The 23,527-nt window shown below is 60.9% G+C and carries 20 protein-coding genes; 15 read left to right on the forward strand and 5 right to left on the reverse strand.

Annotation, left to right across the window (positions count from 1 at the left end; translation table 11 throughout):
* Positions 1–25: 25 nt before the first annotated feature.
* Positions 26–1,252: a sulfite oxidase gene (locus ACESMW_RS02275; RefSeq protein ID WP_372985464.1), complete on the reverse strand. Its 1,227-nt coding sequence runs from the start codon at positions 1,250–1,252 to the stop codon at positions 26–28.
* A 205-nt stretch (positions 1,253–1,457) separates the two neighbouring features.
* Between ACESMW_RS02275 and ACESMW_RS02280 the strand changes: the two genes are divergently transcribed.
* Positions 1,458–2,222, forward strand: coding sequence for a lysophospholipid acyltransferase family protein (locus tag ACESMW_RS02280; protein ID WP_372985465.1), 765 nt, complete (start codon positions 1,458–1,460; stop codon positions 2,220–2,222).
* A 17-nt stretch (positions 2,223–2,239) separates the two neighbouring features.
* On the opposite strand, the gene ACESMW_RS02285 is transcribed toward ACESMW_RS02280, so the two are convergent.
* Complete coding sequence (locus tag ACESMW_RS02285; protein WP_372985466.1) at positions 2,240–3,229, reverse strand: calcium/sodium antiporter; 990 nt, start codon at positions 3,227–3,229, stop codon at positions 2,240–2,242.
* A gap of 12 nt (positions 3,230–3,241) precedes the next feature.
* Positions 3,242–4,492, reverse strand: coding sequence for a sodium:proton antiporter NhaD (nhaD, locus tag ACESMW_RS02290; protein WP_372985467.1), 1,251 nt, complete (start codon positions 4,490–4,492; stop codon positions 3,242–3,244).
* A gap of 325 nt (positions 4,493–4,817) precedes the next feature.
* Between nhaD and mqo the strand changes: the two genes are divergently transcribed.
* The 5 genes from mqo (at position 4,818) to ACESMW_RS02315 (ending at position 12,413) form a co-directional block, all read left to right on the forward strand.
* The gene (gene mqo, locus ACESMW_RS02295; RefSeq protein WP_372985468.1) at positions 4,818–6,299 is read left to right on the forward strand and encodes a malate dehydrogenase (quinone); all 1,482 of its coding nucleotides are present in this window, start codon (positions 4,818–4,820) and stop codon (positions 6,297–6,299) included.
* A 157-nt stretch (positions 6,300–6,456) separates the two neighbouring features.
* The gene (locus tag ACESMW_RS02300) at positions 6,457–7,689 is read left to right on the forward strand and encodes an acetyl-CoA carboxylase biotin carboxylase subunit family protein (RefSeq protein WP_372985469.1); all 1,233 of its coding nucleotides are present in this window, start codon (positions 6,457–6,459) and stop codon (positions 7,687–7,689) included.
* Positions 7,690–7,745: 56 nt separating this feature from the next.
* Complete coding sequence (locus ACESMW_RS02305) at positions 7,746–9,770, forward strand: hypothetical protein (RefSeq protein ID WP_372985470.1); 2,025 nt, start codon at positions 7,746–7,748, stop codon at positions 9,768–9,770.
* Positions 9,771–9,834: 64 nt separating this feature from the next.
* Positions 9,835–11,505, forward strand: coding sequence for an acetolactate synthase large subunit (locus ACESMW_RS02310; protein ID WP_372985471.1), 1,671 nt, complete (start codon positions 9,835–9,837; stop codon positions 11,503–11,505).
* Between the two features lie 41 nt (positions 11,506–11,546).
* Positions 11,547–12,413 (forward strand): hypothetical protein, encoded by an 867-nt coding sequence (locus ACESMW_RS02315; protein ID WP_372985472.1) that lies wholly within the window; start codon positions 11,547–11,549, stop codon positions 12,411–12,413.
* A 32-nt stretch (positions 12,414–12,445) separates the two neighbouring features.
* Here the strand turns inward: ACESMW_RS02315 and ACESMW_RS02320 are convergent, their stop codons facing one another.
* Both ACESMW_RS02320 and ACESMW_RS02325 read right to left on the reverse strand, forming a co-directional pair.
* The gene (locus ACESMW_RS02320; RefSeq protein ID WP_372985473.1) at positions 12,446–13,129 is read right to left on the reverse strand and encodes an outer membrane beta-barrel domain-containing protein; all 684 of its coding nucleotides are present in this window, start codon (positions 13,127–13,129) and stop codon (positions 12,446–12,448) included.
* Positions 13,099–13,827: an outer membrane beta-barrel protein gene (locus ACESMW_RS02325; RefSeq protein WP_372985474.1), complete on the reverse strand. Its 729-nt coding sequence runs from the start codon at positions 13,825–13,827 to the stop codon at positions 13,099–13,101. Before ACESMW_RS02325 ends, ACESMW_RS02320 begins: the two co-directional genes overlap by 31 nt.
* Before the next feature lie 461 nt (positions 13,828–14,288).
* On the opposite strand from ACESMW_RS02325, the gene ACESMW_RS02330 reads away from it, so the two are divergent.
* From ACESMW_RS02330 to ACESMW_RS02370, 9 genes are read left to right on the forward strand one after another with little or no spacing between them, the layout of a single operon-like run.
* The gene (locus ACESMW_RS02330) at positions 14,289–14,966 is read left to right on the forward strand and encodes a hypothetical protein (protein WP_372985475.1); all 678 of its coding nucleotides are present in this window, start codon (positions 14,289–14,291) and stop codon (positions 14,964–14,966) included.
* Positions 14,967–14,969: 3 nt separating this feature from the next.
* Positions 14,970–16,748 (forward strand): tetratricopeptide repeat protein, encoded by a 1,779-nt coding sequence (locus tag ACESMW_RS02335; RefSeq protein WP_372985476.1) that lies wholly within the window; start codon positions 14,970–14,972, stop codon positions 16,746–16,748.
* A complete protein-coding gene (locus ACESMW_RS02340; RefSeq protein ID WP_372985477.1) occupies positions 16,735–19,584 on the forward strand; it encodes a tetratricopeptide repeat protein in 2,850 nt (949 codons plus the stop codon). The genes ACESMW_RS02335 and ACESMW_RS02340 overlap by 14 nt, the downstream gene beginning before the upstream one ends.
* Positions 19,571–20,428: a tetratricopeptide repeat protein gene (locus ACESMW_RS02345; RefSeq protein WP_372985478.1), complete on the forward strand. Its 858-nt coding sequence runs from the start codon at positions 19,571–19,573 to the stop codon at positions 20,426–20,428. The genes ACESMW_RS02340 and ACESMW_RS02345 overlap by 14 nt, the downstream gene beginning before the upstream one ends.
* 9 nt (positions 20,429–20,437) lie before the next feature.
* The gene (locus ACESMW_RS02350) at positions 20,438–20,758 is read left to right on the forward strand and encodes a hypothetical protein (RefSeq protein ID WP_343812067.1); all 321 of its coding nucleotides are present in this window, start codon (positions 20,438–20,440) and stop codon (positions 20,756–20,758) included.
* Between the two features lie 41 nt (positions 20,759–20,799).
* Complete coding sequence (locus tag ACESMW_RS02355) at positions 20,800–21,465, forward strand: MotA/TolQ/ExbB proton channel family protein (protein WP_372985479.1); 666 nt, start codon at positions 20,800–20,802, stop codon at positions 21,463–21,465.
* A gap of 19 nt (positions 21,466–21,484) precedes the next feature.
* Positions 21,485–22,015: an ExbD/TolR family protein gene (locus tag ACESMW_RS02360; RefSeq protein WP_372985480.1), complete on the forward strand. Its 531-nt coding sequence runs from the start codon at positions 21,485–21,487 to the stop codon at positions 22,013–22,015.
* Complete coding sequence (locus ACESMW_RS02365; RefSeq protein ID WP_372985481.1) at positions 22,012–22,521, forward strand: ExbD/TolR family protein; 510 nt, start codon at positions 22,012–22,014, stop codon at positions 22,519–22,521. Before ACESMW_RS02360 ends, ACESMW_RS02365 begins: the two co-directional genes overlap by 4 nt.
* A gap of 13 nt (positions 22,522–22,534) precedes the next feature.
* Positions 22,535–23,482, forward strand: a complete 948-nt coding sequence (locus ACESMW_RS02370; RefSeq protein ID WP_372985482.1) for an AgmX/PglI C-terminal domain-containing protein — start codon at positions 22,535–22,537, stop codon at positions 23,480–23,482.
* The last annotated feature ends 45 nt before the right edge of the window (positions 23,483–23,527 follow it).

A 23,527-nucleotide genomic window follows, 5' to 3' on the forward strand; every position in this document is an offset into this window, starting at 1 on the left:
CTCCCTGGTCAGCCGCCCCGGATGGTCAGCTTACAGTGACGGTCACTCCGTGATCCTTCCAGCCATTGTGTCCGTAACCGCGCTCGTTCTCGGTACGGCCTTCCGGCTGACTGTTGCCTTCGACATCAGTCGCCCTGCTTACAATACGATGCTCGCCGGCTGAGAGATCTGCAGCCAGCACGAACGGACGCCAGGCGTAGGGGCCAAGATCCGGTCCCAGGAACTGCGCCGGTTTCCAGCTCTGGCCGCCATCGGTGGAGACCTCCACTCTATCCAGGGACCTGGTACCACCAAAGGCCACACCATAGATCATGTTGCGCCCGGCAAGGCCGGTTTCCAGGGGGGCGGTGACCCAGGATTTGACGTTCATCTCCCACATGGACGGCTGGTCGGGTGAACCTTTCTTGCCCACGTCACGGATGCGGTAGCCGGAGGCCTGGATCTTGGCCTCGGTCTGGCTTTCGGTGAAAGCGACATTCTTGACGTACTTGACGTTGTTCACGCCGTAGAATCCCGGAACCACCATCCGCAACGGACCACCATGGGTCAATGGCAGGGGTTCGTCGTTCATTTCCCAGGCCAGCATGGCAGAGTCCAGAGCGTGCAACGGAACGGATCGTTCCACCATGATGGTCTTGGGATCAATGCCGTCCGGCAAGGATTCGCCGCCGGTGCTGGTGATGTATTTCATGCCGTCTGCAGGGCCGCCGAGGGCCTCGACCACGGTTTTCAGTGGAACACCGGTCCACATGACGCAACCGGCGGCGCCGACCGACCACTGGGTGCCGCTGGCACCGTGCGGGAAGAAGGCGCGGCCGTTACCGGAACACTGGAGTACCGAGGCCACGGTGGTCACGCCCATGGTCTTGAGTTCGGCGATGGTGAGGGCGCGGGGATTCTTTACGCCCTCGATATTTACTTCCCAGCTATCCCGGTCAGCCACGATCTCTTCGGACGGGGCCGGCAGGTTGTTGCGGACGAACAGACGGTCACTGGAGGTGATGACCCCCTGGCCGATAGCGCCGCGTTGGGTTTCCATGGTGTTGGCGCTGTGCAGGATCAGCGCGTTGCGCTCCTTCCAGGCCACGTAATCAGGGAGTGTTTTGGGTTCTTCGCCCCGGGCCAGTGGAGTAAAGCCCAGCAGGCTCACCGCCGCCATGGCGCCGGCACTGCCCAGCAGCATGGATCTGCGCCCGGGATTCTCGAGACCGGGGTCGTTGGGCCCCCGTGCCATCTCGGTTGGGTGTTTCATAGTGCCTCTCCTTTTTGGTCTTGTACGAAGGCATTGCCTTCCGCGGCCGATGGGCCGCAGTTATATCCTTATTATTTATAGAGCCAGAATGATAATTGATCAATGCAAATTTTCGCTGTTATCCAGCGGCAACGGGACCGGCTATAATGCGCCGCTACGGGCAAGACCCTTAGAAATACGATGACCCGGAAAGGACAGAGCACTCATGATCCGACTGAAACTGAACCCGCTGACGGAGTCCGCCACCCTCCTGCGCCGTGCCGGGGTGGTGCTCGGTTCAGTGGGACTGACTGCTCTGTATTCACTTCTGATTCTGCTCCGGGCGCTGTTCGGCAAGCTGGATCGCCGGATCGTCGACCAGTATTGCCGGGAATGGTCGGCGGCGTTATTGCGGCTGGTGCGTGCCAACCTGACGGTGCGGGGAGAGGTTCCGGATTTCGGGGATGGCCGGCGGTACATCATCATGTGCACCCATGCCAGCCACTATGACATCCCGGTCAGTTTTGTCTCCCTGCCGGGGTCCATCCGGATGCTGGCGAAAAAGGAGCTGTTCGGTATTCCGTTGCTCGGCCAGGCCATGCGGGCGGCCGAGTTTCCATCGGTGGACCGTTCCAACCGCAACCGGGCCGTCCGTGACCTGGAGCACGCCCGGGATATGATGGAAAGCGGTATCGTGCTCTGGGCTGCGCCGGAGGGCACCCGTTCACCGGACGGCAAGCTGCTGCCGTTCAAGAAGGGCTGTTTTCACTTGGCTTTGGATACCGAAGCGGTGATCGTACCGGTGGCTATCCGGGGCATTCACCAGGTACTGCCGGCCAGAACCTGGCAGATCAACCTCGGGCAGCCGGTGGATGTGCGCGTTGGCAAACCTCTGGATGTGGCTGGCATGTCCAAACAGGACCTGCCCGAGATCATGATTGAAGTGCGTGGCAGGCTGGAAGACCTGTTGGGGGATGGCGAGGCCGAGTAACCCGGCCCCGTTTCAGGTCAGGTGGCGGAGGTTCCTGCGGTAACCACCGTGGTGAGCAGGTAACCGGTATAGGCGACGTACACCAGCAGCAGCGCACCGCCATCGAACCGGGAAATCCGCTTGCGCCAGCCGGTCAGGCCGAAGCCCATGACCAGCAGGCCGACGGTCAGGGCGAGCATCAGGGTCCAGTCCCGGTACAGCACTTCCGGATCCACTTTCAGCGGCTCGATGGTGGCCGCAAGTCCCACCACCGCAAGGGTGTTGAAAATGCCCGACCCCAGGATGTTGCCAAGGATCAGGTCGTGTTCGTTCTTTTTGACCGCAGCCAGGGCCGAAGCCAGTTCCGGCAGGGACGTGCCGATGGCCACGATGGTCAGGCCGATCACCAGGTCACTCACCCCCAAGCTCTGGGCGATGGTCACCGCGCCCCAGACCAGCATCCGCGAGCTTACCACCAGCAGCACCAGGCCGATCACCAGCCACAGGATGGCGGATTTCAGGGGCATGGGATGGGCGATGATCTCGGCATCGGTCTCGCCACCGAGCGAATCATCCTTGCCGCGAATACCCTGGAAAATGGACCAGCCCATCACGCCTGCGAACACCAGCAGCAGAATGGCGCCATCCAGCCGGGTCAGGTCGCCATCGATCAGCTGGGACCCGGCGATCAGGGTCAGGATCACCAGCAGTGGCAGCTCCTTGCGGATGACCTGGGAGTGCACCGCGATGGGCGCAATGACGGCGGTCAGGCCGACGATCAGGGCAATGTTGGTAATGTTGGAGCCGTAACCGTTACCCAGTGCCAGGCCCGGATTGCCATCGGCCGCCGCCATGGCGGATACCGCCAGCTCGGGCGCGGAGGTGCCGAAGCCGATAATCACCATGCCGATCAGCAGTGTGGGCATGCCCAGGTGCTTGGCGGTTGCCGCTGCCCCCTCGACAAATTTGTCGGCGCTCCAGACCAGCAGCACCAGCCCGGCAAGAATTGAGCCAAAAGCCATCAACATAGAAACAAAGCCTCAGTGTATGAATCGTCCGAGCATGAACACACCGGCATAGCCGAGGGTGTAAGCCGCCAGGAGGTGGGCAAGATACCGCATGTAGGCGCCAAAGGTCAGCCCTTCGATCTTGCTCATCGCCACGATGCCGGCGGCGGAGCCGATGATCAGCAGGGAGCCACCAACGCCGACGGCGTAGGTCAGCCCCATCCATTCTCCGGGCGTCATGGTAATGCCTGCCTTCAGGAGTGCGGCGGTCAGCGGCACATTATCGATAACGGCAGAGAAAATTCCCATCAGGTAATTGGCGTACACCGGGGGGAGCAGGTCATAGATAGCGACCAGGGAGTCCAGGGCATGGATTTCCTTGAGCATGCCCACCAGCAGCAGGATGCCCAGGAAAAACAGCAGGGTCTCGAACTCGATGATCCGGATGTATTCCAGGATCGGGTCCATGTCCGAGTCATTGCTCATGAAACGGGACACCAGGAACATGATGGACAGCCCGAACAGGAAGGTAAGAACCGGCGGAATACTGAACAGGACATTGCCGGCAATCGTGCTCAGGATTGTTAACAAAAACAGGCCGCTGATCACTGCATCCACTTTCCGTACCGGTGTCGTGTTGGAACGCAGGGTCACAGTTCCTGTCAGTCCCCTGGAGAGGAAAACCGCGAGAATGAAAACGGTGATGGAAGCGGGGATGGCCAGAGTCAGCAACGTCAGTATTTCCACCTTGTCCGCAAGGAAAATCATCAGTGTGGTGACGTCCCCGGTGATCAGGGAAACGCCGCCGGAGTTCACCGCAAAGACCACCAGGGTGACGAACTGGAGGCGCTTTTTCAGCTCCAGATTCAAGGACAGAATCAGGGAACATGAGACTAAAGTGGCAGTTATATTGTCTGCTAAAGAGGAGAAAATGAAACAAAACAGACCGGTCAGGAAGAGCAATCGCCGCTCGCTTACCTGTTTCGGCATGATCAGGTAGATCACGTTTTCGATCATTCCCTTCTTGTTCAGGTAGGCGACGAACGTCATTGCCGCAACGAGAAACAGCCAGAGTCCGGCGATCTCGGCGATGCTTTCGGTCAGGCCGGTTGTGATGGACTCGGTTTCCCGGGCGCTGTCACTGGACAGGAACAGCAGCATCCAGGCCAGGGTGCCGAAAAACAGTGTTACCTTGGCCTTGTTGACATGGATGACCTCTTCGAAGATCACGCCCAGCAGCGCCAGGACAGCGAGAACAATCAGAACAGCATCAATAGCGGACATGGGACACCCGAACGCGGTGAACTTGAACAAGGCCCGAGCGGGCCGCGGTTTACGCGCGGGGATTGTAGACCTTTGACCCGGAACGGGCCACTGTCCGTAACAGACACACAGCATGGGTCAAACGGCCGGCAGACAGCGGCAGAATCGCAACGAACGTTTGACTATCGCAATTTATTATTCCGGCGAAATTCGGGATAATCGCGCGCAAATTCAGACAGGAAGCACACGGCAGCGTCGTTTATCTCACGCGAGACCGGCTTCCGAGAGGCGCCTCTGCTGATCGTGGTGGCGCGAACAGGTTCAATACTAACCAGGGTAAAAACCAATGGCCGTTAGACAGGCAGACGTAGTGCTGGTCGGCGGTGGCGTCATGAGCGCCACCCTCGGCATGATGCTCAAACAGCTCGATCCGTCGCTGGACATCGTCATGGTGGAGCGTCTTGACCACGTTGCCCATGAAAGCACGGACGGATGGAACAACGCAGGCACCGGCCATGCCGGCTACTGCGAACTCAACTACACCCCGGAGACCGACGATGGTGATGTGACCATCGAGCGGGCGCTGAAGATCAACGCCCAGTTCGAGGTTTCCCTGCAGTTCTGGTCCTACCTGGTCGAGCAGGGCGTTCTGCCTGACCCGAAGTCCTTCATCAACCGTACGCCGCACCAGAGCTTTGTATGGGGTGAGAAGGATGTGGCGTTCCTCAAGCGTCGCCATGAGAAACTCAGCGCCCATCACCTGTTCCGGGAAATGGAATACTCCGAGTCTCCGGACGTGCTGGAAAAATGGATGCCGCTGGTGGTCAATCACCGCGATCCCATGCAACGTGTGGCCGCCACCCGGATCAATCACGGTTCGGACGTGGACTTCGGCTCCCTGACCCGCAGCATGGTGAAGTGGCTGGAGACCCAGGACAACTTCGAGCTGATGCTCAGCTGCCCGGTGCACTATATCGATCAGCGCGACAACGGCCGCTGGAAGGTCCGGGTAAAGAACCAGAAGACCGGCGAACTCACCAAGCTCGAAGCCGGCTTCGTATTCCTCGGTGCCGGTGGTGGTGCGCTGCCCCTGCTGCAGAAGTCCGGCATCGACGAAGCCCGTGGTTACGGCGGCTTTCCCGTCAGCGGCCAGTGGCTGGTATGTGGCAAGCCGGACATTGTCCAGCAGCACAACTCCAAGGTCTACGGCAAGGCCCCGATCGGCGCACCGCCGATGTCTGTGCCGCACCTGGATACCCGCATCATCAATGGCGAACCGGCACTGCTGTTCGGGCCGTTCGCCGGTTTCACCACCCGCTTCCTGAAGCAGGGCTCCATCTTTGACCTGATCGGCTCGGTGCGTACCACCAATCTCAAGCCGATGTTGTCGGTGAGCAAGAGTAACATGGACCTGACCCGATACCTGATCGGCGAGGTGTTCCAGTCCCACAGCGACCGGGTGTCCTCCCTGCGCAACTTCTTCCCGGATGCCCGGGAGGATGACTGGGAACTCCAGATGGCGGGCCAGCGGGTGCAGATCATCAAGGAGACCGAAGACGGCGGAGGCAAGCTGGAATTCGGTACCGAGATCGTCGCAGCCAAAGACGGCACCCTGGCGGCCCTGCTGGGCGCCTCCCCGGGTGCATCCACTGCGGCCAATGCCATGCTGGATGTGCTTGAGCGCTGCTTCCCGGAGAAAATGAAATCCGCCCAGTGGCAGGATCGTATCAGGGATCTGGTGCCGTCCTATGGCCAGTCGCTGGTTGAGGACGAAGCTTTGCTCAACAAGGTACGGGAGAGGACGCTCTCAACTCTCAAGCTCGCCTGATATAACCAATCAGTATAGATTGGGCCGAAAACGCGGCGGACAGTGGGTCTAACCTGCTGTCCGCCGCGTTTTTTTTTGGTCCGGACAGCCGCCTTCGGTTGCGATTTATTTCAGGAAGCCTAGGGTAAATAGACACCCAGTAAAAAGGAGAAAGCCTATGAGTGAGCACAAGTACGACCCGGACAAGGGGTATGTGGCGTTACTCGGCTGGAGTCTGAATGCCATCGAAGCGGCGGACAAGTTTGATCGCCGGTACGTGGTGGTGGCTCCGGACTGGGCGGAAGCCTATTGTGAAGAGCACAATATTCCGTATGTGCCCTGGAACTTCGAGAGGCTGAACGAGCGCTCCTTTGAAATCGCCCATGCGCTAAAAGACATGGGGGTCGATGTGGCGATTCCTCTGTTCGAGGAAACTGTCGAGTGGGCGGGCGCCATCAACTCGGTTCTTATGGATAAGCCTCGACTGTTTGGTCAGGCCATGCTGCTCCGGGACAAGGCGCTGATGAAGCGTCGTGCGCAGCTGGGCGGTATCCGTGTGGGAATCTTCGAGGAGGCCCACGACCGGGACGATGTGATCCGATTCCTGAAGCGGGTAAACCAGACGCTGCTTAAGCTGGACGGCGACCCCAACGATCCGATTCACCTCAAGGCCTTCGACAAGGCCGGTTGCCTGGGCCACCGGGTGATCCGCACACCGGACGAGGTGGATACCATCCCGGACGAGGAATTCCCGGTGTTGATGGAGTCGCACCTGGATGGCTGGGAATTCGCCGTCGAAGCCTGGATCCATAATGGCAAGATCCGTTTCCTGAACATTTCCGAGTACGTCACCCTCGGTTACTCGGTGTTCGTGCCGGCCACGCCGGACCTCGAGAAATACCGGGCGCAGATCACCGCGGAAATCGAAAAGCTGATCAAGACCTTCGACATCGACTTCGGCTTTGTCCACCCCGAGTACTTTGTCACCAGCGATGGCACTATGTACTTCGGCGAGGTGGCCTATCGTCCGCCCGGCTTCAAGGTGTTCGAGCTGCTTGAACGGGCCTATGGCTTCAATGCCTACCAGGGCCTGATCCTGGCCTTCGACCCGAAAACCACCGAGGAGGAGATTACCGCCTTCTTCCCGAAAGAGGTGGTCGATGCCAAGGGTTACGCCGGATGCTTCGGGGTCTACCCGCGCCGCCGGGTGGTCAGTCGGCTGGAGATTCCGGAAGAAACCGAGAACGACGATTATTTCGAAAGCCACGAACTCACCCCACCGGTGGAGGAGACCGTCACCAAGCGAACCGCGTTCGGCACCCACTGGGGGCTGGTCTATTTCTTCGGTGACGACCCTTACCGGATGAGGGATTTACTGAAACATCAGGAAGAGCTCGATTTCTATGTATAATCGGGAGAGCAATCAATAACAACCGGGTTTGGTGCAGGCCCTCAGGAGAACGTCTTTTGAACGATCACCAACCGGGCAGCGCAGCACCGGCGGTCAATATGGACAAGCTGGTGCAAAGACTTGATGAGTCGATCCAGGCTCTTGAAGAGAGCCGGTCATTTGCCAGGGCCGGCAAGCTCCCGCGGGTGTTTGATATTGCCCGTCGGGTGCTGTTGCAGCCGGGTGGCTGTCAGGTGATTGAGGAGCGGGCCCAGCGACTGGAACTGGCCGGTGTCTTTGCCGGCACCGACTGGGCCGAGCCGGGCATTCTGCTGCCGTCACTGACCACGCATTCCCTTCAGAGCCCGAACGCCGATACTGTGGTGGTCGAGGCCATCAGCGAGTTGCGCCTGCTGGCGGTGGCCCGGGGGCTCTATCTGCACCCGTCGGTCTCGTCAGAACAGGCCCATCACTATCTGACCCAGGTTCTTGCCATCAATCTCGGGCTGCTGTTCGGTATGACCGGCGAAGCCGAGCGCGAGCAGGGCAAACTGGCGCTGATCAGTCAGTCCGTTGTCCAGTATGTGGCCCGGCATATCGGTTATGAGCATGTGATCGACAGCCTGATCGAGGAGATCTGGCGCATCCTGCAACAGCGGCCGATACAGGTCACCGATGTTCGCCGGATGATCACCCAGATTGCCCTGTGCCGGGCTGACCCGAACGTCGATCTGGGGGGCTCCGGCCGGGGCGCGGACCGCCTGATTTCCGCCCTCTACGGCCCGACCCGGGCCTGCAGCGAGGATCCCGGCACCGTGGTCTACGTGCAACGGCTGGAGTCCATGGATGCCCAGGCCCTTCAGAACGAGGCCACCGGTTTCGCCCGGTCCATGCATGACACCGGCCTGGTGTCGCCGTATCACTCCGCGTTCGTTCGCTTTATCCTGGAAGACCAGGATGCCCTGCTGAGCGAGGCCCTGGGCTTGTCCGGTACCGGCCGTGACTGCCTGTTGTGCTATCGGGAGCTGGTTCACACCCTGATCCGGGAGGGCATTTTCCCGGAGACCACCCAGGGCCTGTATGGTCTGGCCCTGATGCTTGAGCGGGGCATCCTGTACCAGCCACCGGTGGCTCCGGCACTCTGGCGCCAGGTCCGTTTGTCCCTGTGTCCGGAAGCTCGTGAACGTCTGCAGCTGGCCTATGGCTACGAGCCCCAGCCGGCTGTTTGGCTGATCCAGGGCGTATTGAACATGCTGGGGCAGCCGCTGGGTGTGGGGCAGGGCAATAATCCCACCTGTCAGTCGGCCCGTGCCCTGTCAATGTGGGCCTACAATGATCCGGACTACCTGCTTCAGATGGTGGCCTGGGCGGCCCGGGACAACGAAATCATGATGCACTTCGAGGGCAAACCGGTGTCTTCGGCGCAAAGCCAGGGTGGCGTGGCCTCCGAGGTCACCCTCGATCTCGATCCGGTGTCTCTGGTAGTGGTGCCGCACCTGGACCGCATTTACGCAGAAATGGGCCGGCTCTGTGCTGATCGCGAGGGCGATCCGCATCGATGGGTGAATCCGGAATTCCATGGCTGGTCTGCCGGTCGCGGATTTGCCATCAACGTGGATGTGGAGACCGGCAAGCTGGATAACCCGGAGGGCTTCATCCGCCACTTCTACGCCAGCTACCACCCCTACTACAACGGTAACCAGCCCTTGATCCACCCCCAGCCCGCCGGCATTGCGGTTACCGACAGTGCCGCCCGGTTCATCGGCTGGCATGCCATCACCATCCTGCGGGTGGCGCTGGACCCGGGGGGCGAGATGCGGGTCTATTTCTTCAATCCCAACAACGACAGTGGCCAGAACTGGGGCGATGACGTGCGGGTGAGCACCGCCGGTCATGGCGAGCGCTTTGGCGAGTCGTCACTGCCGTTCGAGCAGTTCACCTCACGGCTCTACATCTTCCACTTTGATCCCCTGGAGCGCGGTGAGCCGGCGGATGTCGGTGAGGACGAGCTTAACCGTGTTCTCGACGGCATTTACCGGAGCTGGGGTGTGGACCGGGTGCCTTCGGACAGTCTCCAGGCCGAACCTCACCGTACCGACTGATTGCCGGCAGTGCCGGAAAGAATGCTATGCTCGGAGGCAAACTGGCCTGACGGGGAAGCAGAGTATGACCAACGCGCAAGCCACGCCGCGTAACGGGGCGGAACTGTTCGTCCGGGCCCTGGAGAATGAGGGCGTCAAGTACATCTTTGCGGTGCCGGGGGAGGAGAACCTGGACCTGCTGGAGGCGCTCCGGGAGAGCGACATCCAGTTGATCCTGAACCGCCACGAACAGGCAGCGGGCTTCATGGCCGCTACCTATGGCCGTCTGACCGGCCGGGTCGGGGTCTGCCTGTCCACCCTGGGGCCGGGGGCCACCAACCTGGTCACGGCCGCCGCTTATGCCCAGCTTGGTGGCATGCCCATGATGATGATTTCCGGGCAGAAACCGATCAAATCCTCCAAGCAGGGGCTGTTCCAGATCCTCGACGTGGTGGACCTGATGCGACCCCTGACCAAGTACACCCGCCAGATTTCCAATGCCAACACCATTCCGGCCAAGGTCCGGGAAGCGTTCCGGCTGGCCTCCGAGGAGCGCCCCGGTGCCGTGCATCTGGAACTGCCGGAGGACATCGCCGCCGAAGTGCCGGCACCGGACACCCACATCTTCGCCCCCAGCGATGCCCGGCGACCCTCGGCCAGCCTGAAGAGCCTGGAGATTGCCTGCGACATGCTTCGCGAGGCGAAACACCCGCTGATCATGATCGGGGCCGGCGCCAACCGGAAGCGGGTCTCCCAGGCGCTGATACACCTGGTAAACACCACCAACATTCCCTTCTTTACCACCCAGATGGGCAAGGGCGTGGTCGACGAGCGCCATCCCAGGTACCTGGGTAATGCCGCGCTGTCGTCGGGAGACTTTGTGCACCGGGCGATCGACCACGCCGACCTGGTGATCAACGTCGGACACGATGTGGTGGAAAAGCCGCCGTTCTTCATGCAGCCGGGTGGCAAGAAGGTCATCCATGTGAACTTCTCCGGGGCCGACGTGGACCCGGTGTACTTCCCGCAGCACGAGGTGGTCGGGGACATCGCCAACAGCGTCGAGTACATGGCGGAAAACTGCGGTATCTGCCATAACCACGACTTCAGCCGGTTCATGGAAGTGAAGGCCGCCGTCGACCGGCACCTACGGGACAAGGCCGAGGATGACCACTTTCCGGTGATCCCCCAGCGCATCGTTCACGAGGTACGGGCGGTAATGCCGGAGGATGGCATCATTGCCTTGGATAACGGAATGTACAAGCTCTGGTTCGCCCGCAACTATCCGGCCTACGACAACAACACCGTGCTGCTGGACAACGCGCTGGCCTCCATGGGCGCCGGCCTGCCCAGTGCCATGATGGCGTCCATGCTGTACCAGGACCTGAAGGTGATGGCCATCTGCGGTGACGGCGGTTTCATGATGAACAGCCAGGAGCTGGAGACTGCGGTACGCCTGGATCTGAATCTGGTGGTGCTGATCATCAATGACAGCGCCTACGGCATGATCAAGTGGAAGCAGGCCCAGGAAGGCCTGGCCGATTTCGGGCTGGATTACCGCAATCCGGACTTCGTGAAATACGCCGAATCCTACGGCGCCACCGGTCACCGCGTTGCCCGCACCGAGGATCTGCGCCCGACCCTGGAGCGCGCCCTCGCCGCCGGTGGTGTGCATCTGGTGGATGTGCCCGTGGATTACAGCGAGAATCGTCGGGTGTTTGACGAGGAGTTGGCGGAACTGACCCGTCAGCTTTAGCGTTGTATCATTGCGATCGATTTCAACGAAGGATGTACGCAATGATGTTTTCCCGACTCCGATGGCTGGCACTGACGGCGGCTCTGCTGGTGCTGGCCGGATGCAGTAAACCCGAAACTCCGCAGGAAGTGGCGGCTGCCTTCTGGCAGGCGATGGCTGAAAACGATGTGGGTGATGTGGTGGAGCTCTCCACCCTGACCGACGAAGCGCAGTTTGATGCCTACAAACGCGACTGGACCAATGCCGTACCTTCCTTCGGACGGGTGGTAATCGAGGAGCGGGAAGCCACCATTGTTACCCGCCTGCCCACAGAGGAAGGCACCGAAGGCGAACGGCTGGAACTTGAAACCTACCTGGTGTCGACGGCCGAGGGATGGCTGGTGGATTACCAGCGCACCGGCGATGCCATTCTCAACCCTTCCCCGTTCAGTGGTCTGATGGGCCAGATCAACAGCCTGGGTGAAAAGCTCTCCGCCAGTTTCTCCCGATCTTCCGAAGACCTCGAAACCCGCATGAACGAGCTGTCCCGGGACCTGGAAGCTTACTCGGACGAGCTCCGGATCCGCGCTGAAAGTGCCATGGAAGACTTCGCCGAGGCGCTCCAGGAGGCGATGAAAGAGCTTGAAGAGTCCCTGAACGACTCGCTGGACGATAACGACCAGGCGCCCCAGGAAGACCGGGTGATTCTGGAACAGGCCTCACGGGACCTGGATCAGAAGGCCGAAGCCCTGGACGAGCCGACGGCAGAGCATCTGGCCGAGGCGACCCGGGCGGTGGCCGAAGCCGGAGAGAACCTGTCCCGCCTCAGTAGCGAGACCTGGGCACAGCACCGGGATCAGTGGGAGGCCCGGCTCGATGAAATCCGCGCCGATACCAAGGCCTTCTTCGAGGACCTGGGCCAGCGCTGAACGCTGGCCCCATGATCCGGGCTTGCCGGGGTTCAGAAAAACAGGGTGATGCCTGAAGACAGCTCGATGTTGTGGGTCAGCTGGGATTCGCGGATCAGGTCGCTGTTGAACATGTGGTCACGGAAGTCCACGTGGACCGTGAGCCAGTCCAGCAGCACGATGCGAAACCCGGTCCCGATGGTGGTGGTGAAATTGCTTTCGCCACCGAACTCGGTGTTGCCAACGCCCCCGACCAGGTAGAACGCCGAGTTGAATGTCAGCGAATCGCTGAAGAAAATTTCCCCGGGAAAAATGTTGTAGCCCACCAGGAAATCGTAATAGCTGTAGTCCCGGTCATCGTCCGTCAGCAGCCGGACATTGGCGCCGCTGAGCTCCTCGAAGGAGGTCAGGCCGGCCTCGCTCATGCCGTAATTGAACTGCAGGAAGAAATCCTCGGTGGCGTGGAACGCGGCGCTGACGCCAACAAGGGGTTCGCTGCTGAAGTTGTCGATCGTCAGCATCCCGGCGAAGGCGCCCACCTCGAAGAACTCCGAATCAATATCCGCTTCGCTGATACTCCTGGGCTCGATGTCAGGCTCGATGACCTGCACCGGCGCCGAGCCCTCCTCCTGCGCCTGTGCCATTGGAGCCAGCGCCAGCAGTCCGGTGAACAGCGCAAGACTGATGCCCCGCCGCTTGCGGGTGCTCAAAAGAAGGTGTTCAGACCGATTTTCCATTCGCTTAGACCTGTGCTGTCAGAATTGGACGACACCGAGTACACCCGGTACTCGGCCCGGATCAGGAAATTCCTGCCAATGTAGTAACCCAGCCCGCCGCCAAAGGTGACGCCATCGGCATCGCCGAGCTCGCTCAGCAGTACTTTCTGTCGCGCATCAAAGGAAAACTGGCTGTAGCCGGCGAGGGCGTAGGGGGTGAGGGACCACTTGTGCAGTGGCTCGATCACCAGGTTGGCGCCGTAATAGTCGCTGGTCACGGACTGGTTATAGATCTTGCCCGCTTCCAGTTCGGCGCCGAGCCAGGTCAGTGGCCGGTAGCCGGCGGTCAGGCTGAAACTCGGGGACTCCTCGAACATGCCGGCGGTAAAGCCCACCCGCCAGCTCGATTCGAGATACTGGCCATGGGTGACCTCTGGCAGATCCGCGGGAAGGCCTGTCGGTTGCAGGGTACGACCGAGCTGCGTGGCCTTGGTCCAGCCGGTTTCGCCGGAAACGGCTTTCACCTTGTACCAGTTGGTTTTCCGCTTCAGCAGCTCGACCTGCTCGCCCTTTTCGATCACATGAAAAACCGGATAACCCCGGCCGGGTGCCGTGTGCAGTTCGATAAAGGGATCCGCCACCTCCAGGACCGGGGCGGGATCCGCAGCCTGTGATACCCCGGGGGAGGTTCCGGCGGCCAGCAATAACGCCTTGAACAATGCCGGTACCCACCGATTTCTGAAATGGCCCCGGCAAGACCGGCTCAATCGAGATGTGGTTCTGCACGTCATCCTGATCACCAGTTTGACCACCCGCGTTAAATGTAAAAATACGTTAAGCAATGTAAATAAATGTTTTTAAACAAAAAAATTTTGAATTGCGGGGAACTTTGGCCGCCATTCCGGCGTTGGGCAACTGTCACTTCGGTTTTTTGAGATGGCCTCCACAGAAACAAAATCAGAAGTCAAATCATTCGTTTTTATTTCGGGAACCTGTGCTAGCGTATTTCACACAATTTGACGATTGAAGCATTCCCGAAAAGAAACTGACCGCTCCAAAAAAAGAGGCCGAGAAAAAGAGCCTTCGGAGGCAAGGTCAGACAACCTGAAAGTCAGTCCCCTGAATGTTCATTAAGCGTTGTCGGCGCACGCCCCTGGCAAGCCGGCGCAGGAGCAGGATGGTGGCTTTTCAATTTAAAAATGGACTGAGTGGTGCTGCCGGCACCGTGTTGTGGAGCCGTCTTGGGATTCTGGTGGTGTTGTGCCTGGCCCTTGCGGGCGGGGCGGTCTATGCCGCCGAACCGGCAACCGGAGGCCAGGAGGAATCCGGAGAATCTGCAGCAGGCGTGGCCCTGGATCGTATCATCGAAACGCCCTTGTCCGTCCGGGAAAGCCGGGAGCGGGCGCAGCGGGCGGTGAACGAACTGTCCCGGGATATCCAGGACCTGAAACAGACCGTCGTTACCCTGAACAAGGATCTTCGCGTGCTTGAGGAAGATCTGTTGTTCCCGGCCAACACCCGGTTCCACGTCTTCGTTTCCCTGAACGTCGGAGAATATTTCCGCCTCGAGGGAGTCGAGCTGCGCCTGGATAACCGGGTGGTGTCCACCTACCTGTACAGCGCCGAAGAGCGCCAGGCTCTGGCGAAGGGCGGCAAGCACCAGCTGTACCTCGGCAATCTGAGCCCCGGTCAGCATACCCTGTCCGCATTCTTTGTCGGCCAGGGGCCCAATGGCCGGGAGTACAAGCGTGGCAGCAGCCTGCGGTTCACCAAGGAGCAGGGCCCGAAGTTCGTCGAGCTGGCCGTGGCTGACTCCGAAGCCCGTCAGCAGCCCGAATTCATGGTTCGGGAGTGGTAAGCCATGATTCTCCGGCGCGTACTTCAGCAGGCAAAATCCCTCCGGACGGTGGCGGCACTGTTGCTCGCATTACCGTCGGCAGCGATGGTATCGGCGTCCGAAACGGAAGCCCGGGACCTCAAGTACGGAGCCGTCCTGTTCCAATACTACCAGCAGAACTATTTTGAAACCCTGGTCGAGTACGCCTGGGCCGAAGAACATGGTGGCATTGCCAACCACGGCACCTATCCGGAACTGCTCAAGGGCGGCGTCAGCCTATCCTACGGTCTGGATGAGCAGGCCGAATCCATCTTTGACCGCCTCGCGGAGAGTAACCTCAGCGAGCCGGTGCGCAACCGGGCCCGTTTTTTCCTGGGGAAGATGCAGTACCTGCGCGGGGAGGCCGACACCGCCGCCGGCAACCTGAACCAGATCCGTGGTGAGCTGCCCGATAGCGTCGACGCCGAGTACCGCTACCTGGCGGCACTGGTCAATGTGAAGCTGGGTTACCTGGACGCCGGCAAGACCGTGGCCGATACCATCAGCGAAGACAGTCCCTACGCGCCCTACTTCTACTTCAACCTCGCCATTGCCCTGGAAGGGCAGGGGCGCACCAGTGATGCCATCGAGGCTCTGAACCGTGTGCTGGATCTCAATGATGGTTCGGCGGAGTTGCAGCGTCTGGCGGACCGCGCACGCATGGCCCTGGCCCATGTCTACGCCAGCCACGAAGACAGCCTGAACGCAGGATTGCAGCTGGCCAGCATCAACACCACCGGTGCCTACTCCAATCGAGGCCTGCTGGGCGCCAGCTGGATGGCCATCAATGCCGGCGAATTCCGGCGTGCCCTGGCGCCGCTGGACGTGCTGACCACCCGCTCCCTGGCCCTGCCGGAAGTGCAGGAAGCCATTCTCCTGCGCCCCCATGTCTACGAGCGCATGGGCCTGGAAGGTCGTGCCGCCAAGGATTTCATTGCTGCGGACCGGCAGTTCCGGACCACCCTGAGGGAGCTTGAAACCGCCCGGGAGGGCCTGAAGGACGCCGATGTGCTGGAGCTTTTCGTCCGCAACCTCGATGACGTACTGGATGAGAGCGACTGGTTCGGCAAGGCCCCGGCGGTAGCGGTCAATCGCCTGTCCCCGTTCCTGGTGGAACTGATGTCGGATCACAGTTTCCAGTCGGTACTTAAGGATCTGCGGGATCTGTACGCCATTCGCAACAACCTCGAACGCTGGAAAGAGCGCCGATCCGACTTTGACACCATCATGGCCGCCCGCGCCGGCAGTGCCGATGGCCCGAGCCACGGCGATCGCGTGCGCCTGATCTCCCGTTCCCTGGCGGATGCCCGTGATCGCCGGGAGGCGTTGAATGCCCGCCTGGCCGGACTGCCGGAGGACAAGCGCGAGTCCATCGAGTGGCTGCTGGAGGAACTGACCTTCGAAATCACCCGGGCTGAAAGCGCGCTGGCCGCGCTCCAGGGCAGCAAGGCGCTTTCTGACAACAGTTATTTTGAGCAGTCGGTCACTCGCATGATGGCCGAGGTCGATGCCCGGCTGGTCCAGACCGAGGGCCTGATCGCCCGCCTGGAAGACGTCATGCTGGCGCTGGTGACCACCGAGCTGGATATCCACGAACAGCGGCTCACGCAGTACCAGGTGGAAGCCCAGCTGGCCAAGGTGCGCATTCTGGACCGGTCCCTGCAGACACTGAATCCGGATGAGGAGGTGCCTGTCGATCCAGCTCCCGAACAGGCGCAAAGCCAACCGTCTCCAGAGGAGGGAAGCGGCGATGAAACGATCTAGTCTCCTCATCCTGGCGGTCATGGTCAGCGGCTGTGGCACCTTCCAGAACCCCTCGACCATCGCCAGTCTCCAGAACGAACAAAAACCGCTGGAGGATGTGCCCCTGCCGAGGGTAATGCACGAAGACGTGCGTCGCGAATACCGGGAACTGCTGGAAACCATCGAGGACCGGCGGCTGTACGAGCAGATCGAACGCCGCATTGCCAGCGTGTACATGCTGGAGGGGGACTACGACCAGCTTCGCGGTGTGATGCCGGGCGAGGATGGCTACTTCCCCGAAGCGATCACCGCCTATCACCAGCTGATCAACAAGTATCCCGACTCCGAGCGCAATGCCGAGGCCATGTACCAGCTGGCCAAGGCCTACGATCTGGATGGCCGCGATCAGGAAGCCAAGGCCGTGTTGGAAGAGTTCATCACCGAGCACCCGCACTCACATCGGTTGGCGGAGGTGTATTTCCGCAAGGGCGACATCCACTTCCGGCACGAGGAGTATGAGCAGGCGGAGCAGGCCTACCGTTCGGTGGTGGCCATCGGCGAGGAATCCGCGTTCCTGAACAACTCCTGGTACCTGCTCGGCTGGTCCCAGTACAAACTGTCCGATTACGACCAGAGCCTGATGTCATTCTCCCGTGTTCTCGACCGGCTGGTGCCCGAGGACGGCAAGATCGAGAAGCTCGATAAGGTCAATCGCTCCCTGGTGGACGACACCCTGCGTATCATGAGCGTGGGCCTGGCCTATGCCGGCGGCTCCTCGAAGATCGACGCCATGTTTGCCAACCGGCCCGAGGCGAAGAAGTACACCTGGATTCTCTATTCCAGCCTTGGCCAGCACTACCTGGAGAAAGAGCGGTATGAGGATTCCGCATCTTCTTTCCGGGCCTTCGTGGTGCAGAACCCGGATTCCGAGCGGGCACCGGAGATGCACGCCGAGATGATCCGTGCCTATGTCGATGGCGAGTTCTCCCAGCAGGTGCTGCCGGAGAAAGAGAACTACGTGCGTAACTACGGCGTTCACTCCGAGTTCTGGAAAACCAAACCGGCGGAGGTGAAAGCCAAGGTCATTCCCAACCTGAAGACCTTCATCGACGAACTGGCCCGGCACTACCACGCCACCGGCCAGCGCCTGACCCGGGAACTGGCGGATGGAGCGATCAAGGCGTCTGCCGTGGCAGCCACCGAGTCCACACGTCAGACCAGCTTCCTGAAAGCCGCCCAGTTCTACGGCGAGTTTGAGCAGACATTCCCGAACGACCCGAAAGTCCCGGAAATGGTCTATATGCGCGCCGAGGCCGCCTTCGATGGGGGCGATTACCCCACCGCCATCACCCACTACGAACGCACCGCCTACGAGTTCGGCAACTCCGAATTCGGTGCCGATGCCGGCTACGCCGCCATCATCGCCTACCAGAAAGAGGCCGAGCGTTTGATCGCCCAAGCGGGTAAGGACAGCGAGCGGCTCCGTGACTGGCGCAGCAAGGGCGTGGAGAGCCAGTTGCGATTCGTGCAGACCTTCCGTGATGACGAACGCTCCGGTGCCGTGCTGGCCAAGACCTCGGAAGAACTGTTCGCCCTGGGCCGTTACGAAAAAGCCCTGGAAGTGGCCACCAGCATCGTCAGCCGGGCCGGCGAGGTGGATCGCGAACTCAACCGCACCGCCTGGGGCGTCATCGCCCACAGTCAGTACGAACTGGCAGACTTCGCCGCGGCCGAGGAAGGCTACCGCAACCAGCTGCGTTACATCGACCTGGACGATCCCGAGTTCAAGTCGGTTACCGAGCGCATGGCGGTCACGATCTACAAACAGGGCGAACAGGCCCTGGCCGCCAAGGACCTGGAAGGTGCCATCGACCACTTCCTGCGCATCAAGGCGGTGGCTCCGAAGACCGATGTCCGCGTTGTGGCTCAGTTTGACGCTGCCACCCACCTGCTGACCCTGGAGGAATGGGAGCCGGCACTGACCGAGATGCTGGAGCTGCGCCGACTGTTCCCGAACCACAAGCTGGCCAAGGACCTGGATCAGAAGATCGCCTGGACCTACGAACAGGACGAGCAGTGGCAGATGGCTGCCACCGAGTACGAAAAGATCTACCGGACCGACGACCGCGCCGACGTACGCCGGGATGCCCTGTTCCTGGCGGCGGAGCTGTATGAGAAAGCCGGCAACGAGGACCAGGCCCTGGAGTACTTCAAGAAGTGGGCCTTCGACTACGAGGAACCTTTCGATACCCGCATGGAAGCCCGTTACCACGTCGCCTACCTGTACGAGCGCCGGGAAGATTACAACCGCCACCTGTATTGGCTGCGCCGGGTGATCGATGGCCACAACAAGGCACCGGAGAACTGGCAGTCAGACCGCTCTGCCTGGCTGGCGGCCTGGGCCAACAACAAGTACGGCGACTACTGGCGCATCGAGTTTGATCGCGTGCGCCTGAGGCACCCGCTCAACAAGAGCATTCCGCGCAAGAACGAGAAGCTCAAGAACGCCCTGGACCGTTACCAGCAGGCGGCCGACTACGGGGTGCTCGACCAGACCACCCGGGCCACTTTCAACATTGCTGATCTCTACGGCCAATTTGCCCGGGAGCTGATGGACGCGCCGCGGCCCAGCGGCTTGAGCCAGCTGGAAGCCATGCAATACGAGCTGGTGCTGGAAGAGCAGGCCATCCCGTTTGAGGACCTGGCCATCGAAGTGCACCAGGCCAACATCGAGCGCTCCTGGAGCGGCACATTCAATCCCTGGATCGAGCGGAGTTTCGAGGCGATGGCCAAGCTCAACCCCGCCCGGTTCGACAAACAGGAAGTAAAGGTGGCGTATGGCGATGGCATCCGTTAAGGCATCCACCCCGGCAGCGTTGTTGGTGCTGACCCTGCTCTCCGGTTGCGCCGGCGTCCTGCCGGTCAAGCAGTCTGAATCCGATCCGAAAGTGGTCGAATCGGGGCCCGCCGGGGAAGAAAGGCAGGCCGATCCGGCCGAGAGCACGGGCGGCGTGTTCCTGCCGCAACAGGCCTACGATGCCGAGGGCAAGAAGATTCCCTATGTGCCGGCACCGAACCCGTACACCCGGCAGCCGGCGCCGGTTCCTCCGGCGGCCCGGGCGGCTTTTGCCGATGCCGTGGCTCTGATGAAAGACGGGGATCTGCGCATGGCCCGCAAGGGCTTCTGGGCCATGACCAAGGATTTTCCGGAACTCTCCGGCCCCTGGGTGAAGCTGGCCGAGCTCGCCGAACAGCGGGAGAAGCCCGAAAAGGCCCGGGAATACTACCAGAAGGCGCTGGAGGTGAATCCGGCCAACGTCAACGCCTACCTGAAACAGGCGATGTTCGAACGGCGCCAGGGTGAATTTGCCAAAGCCCGGGACGCGTATCTGGCGGCCCTGGAAACCTGGAACGACTTTCCTGAGGCGCACCTGAATCTGGCGATCCTCTATGACCTGTACATGAACCGGCCGGAGGAGGCCCAACCCCATTACGAGGCCTACGACTTCCTGACCGGTGGCTCGGACCCGAAAGTGGCGGACTGGCTCATCGAGATCCGCCGCCGCACCGGCATTGAAACCAGTTTCATCGATAACCCACCCCCGAAGCCGGAAGTACCTGCCGAACAGAGTGCTGAAGGCGAGGCGGTCTCAGCGGACGCCGCCAGCGGGGGCTCCCCGGAAACCGAAGAACAAGGCTAGGAGAGTGCCATGGGAATGCTGAATCCAGGGGCCGGCTGGCTCGTTGCGGCGACCTTGTGTCTGGGTGGGGCGATTGCGGCTCCGGCCAGCGCCCAGGAGTCCATCGATCTGGAGAGTACCTTTGTCGGGGACAAGGAACAGCCGTCGGTGAGTTACTTCATCCCCTGGAAGCCACCAGAGGGGCCGGACAACCTGTACCGCTCGATCACGTCGGTGTCCGGCCGGGTGTTCGAAGTGGTGGATCGGGACATTCACGCCCGGACCATGCGCTTCTACGACGAACTTTCCCTGGAGGCCCCAGCTGGGCCCTCGGGGCAAAGCACTAACTGAAAATCTGCAACCGAACGAAAAGAAAAGTCTGGAGACCTGCCATGAACGTTTACACAAGCATTGTTTCATTCTTCCAGGAAGGCGGCGCCTTCATGTTCCCGATCGCGCTGGTCCTGATTATTGGCCTGGCCATTGCCGTTGAGCGCTGGATCTTCCTCAAGCGGGCCTATCAGTCCAACCGCGCCGCCTACAGCGAGCTGTTGCCGCTGATGAATGAAAGCAAATTCGACAAGGCAGAGCAGGCGGCGCAGTCCGGCAACTCCGCAATTTCCCGTCTGATTTCCGTCGGTCTCGACACCATGCGCGCCTCTCCACGCCGGGATGACATCCACGCCGCCATGCAGGAAGGCGTGATGGAGAGCATTCCGCGCCTGTCCAAGCGCACCAACTACCTGTCCATCCTGGCCAACGTCTCCACCCTGCTGGGGCTGCTCGGTACCATCATCGGTCTGATCGCCGCCTTTACCGCCGTGGCCAACGCCGATCCGGCGGACAAGGCCACACTGCTGTCCCAGTCCATTTCGGTGGCCATGAACACCACCGCCTTCGGCCTGATCGCGGCGATCCCGCTGCTGCTGATCCACTCCCTGCTGCAGAACAAGACCCTGGAAATCGTCGAGAGCATCGAAATGGCCGGCGTAAAGGCCCTGAACACCATCGTTCGCAGCAACCGTCGCGCTGTTAACACGCGTGAGTCCGACGCCTGATCACAGCGGGTAATTCCTTATGTTTACAAAACGCAGAGAACAGGAAGAGGCGGATATCGACATCACGGCGTTCATGAATCTCATGATCGTGCTGGTGCCGGTACTGCTGATGAGTATGGTGTTCAACCATATCTCGATTCTGGAACTCAATCTGCCCGACCTGACCGGCGCCCAGACCGCCAGTGCCGAAGAGAACCGGCAGCTGGAAGTGGTGGTGCGGGAGTCTGGCATTGAGGTCTATTACCCCAGCGGTAACCTGGTCAAAACCATCGACAAAATCGAGCCGGAAGCCGAGGGCGAGGAAGCCCGCCACGATTTCCGCACCCTCTCCGAGGTGCTGCAGGAGATCAAGCGCCGGCTGGCGGCGAAGAACATCGCCAAGAACGATGCCCTGCTGCTGTCCGAGCCGGGCGTCACTTACCAGTCCCTGGTGTCCACCATGGATACCCTTCGGGTCGCCAAGACCGTCGTGGTAACCGATGCAGTGGATGTCGAGCTGTTCCCGGAGATCTCCCTGGGGGATGCGCCCAAGAAGGGAGGTAAGTCATGAACGCGAACGACAAGTTCACTTCCTTCGGTCTCCAGAGCAGCGCCAAGACCTTCATGAAGCCGGCCAAGCTCAACCTGGTCTCGCTCATGGATATCTTCACCATCCTGGTGTTCTTTCTGCTGTTGAACTCCGGTGCCAACCAGCTGATCAAGGTCAACGACGTTTCCCTACCGGACTCCACCGCAGAGGAACGCCCGAAGGAGACCACCGTGGTGACGATCACCGAGGACGACATTCTGGTCGATGGCCGCCCTGTCGCCACCCTGGATGAGGTGATCGCCTCCGACGGCCTGATCGATGGCCTGATGGAAGAGCTGACGTTCCAGGCCAGCAAGCGCACGGAACTGACCGAGCGGGAGAAGAACCTGGGGCGTGCCGTGACTATCCTCGGTGACCAGGAAATCCCCTACGCGCTGCTCAAGCGGGTGATGCTGACCTGCGCCAAGGCGGACTATCGGGACCTCTCCATGGCCGTTTCACGGGTATCCGGCAGCAGCGGCGCATGACAGGAGGGAATCGATGACAGCAATGACAGCAACACCTTATGACTTTTCATTGCCCTGGGACGCCAGTGGCGACGAGGACAGTCGCTTCAAACGCATTCTCAAACGTTTGTTGCTGCTGCTCCTGTTGCTGGCGGTGATTTTCCCCTGGCTGCCGCTGCCGGAAATCGACCGGGAGGAAAAGGAGCGGGTACCCCCGACCCTGGCCAAGGTCCTGATCGAACAGCGCAAGGTGGCCCCGCCACCTCCGCCGCCCGAGCCGGTGAAGCAGGAAGAGAAGGCCGAGCCCACGGAGGCCAAGAAGGCGGCTCCGGAGCCGGCACCGGCCAAGGAAGTGAAAAAGGCCCGGGAGAAGGTTTCGAAGATGGGCGTCGCGGCGTTCTCCAAGGAACTGTCAGCCCTGCGCAGCTCCACTGACGTGGCCAAGCTCCAGGCTGAAAACACCAACGTGAAGACCGGCGCCGCCGCCAAGGCTGCCCGCTCGGTACTGGGGGCCACTTCGGCCAACAAGACCAGTGGTGGGGTGAACAGCTCGGTGATGAACGATACCGGCTCCGGTACCCAGCTGGCCGGGAAAGGCTCCACCGCGGTGGAAAGCCCCATCGGCGACGGCTCCGGTGGTGGTGGCAGCGGTGCCAGTGGCAACGGTGGCTCACGCAGCTCGACGGTGGCCGGTGGCCGGGACATGGAATCCATCCGGCGGGTCTTCGAGCAGCACAAGGGGGCCATCTACGCGCTCTACAACCGGGCATTGCGCAGCGATCCCGGACTGCAGGGCAAGTTTGTCTTCCACATCGTGATCGAGCCGGACGGCAGTATCTCCAGCATCGAGCTGGTGGACAGCCAGCTGGGGGATCAGCGCCTGGAGCTGAAACTGCTGGCGCGGATCCAGATGATCTCGTTTGGCCCGGAAGACGTGGCGGCCACCCCCGTCAATTACAAGTTTGATTTCATGCCTGGTTGATGAAAGCACCGGGCCCGGCCACCGCCGGGTGCCGGTGCACCGGAT

The sequence above is a fragment of the Marinobacter sp. genome, from assembly GCF_041690455.1.
Lineage (GTDB): Bacteria > Pseudomonadota > Gammaproteobacteria > Pseudomonadales > Oleiphilaceae > Marinobacter.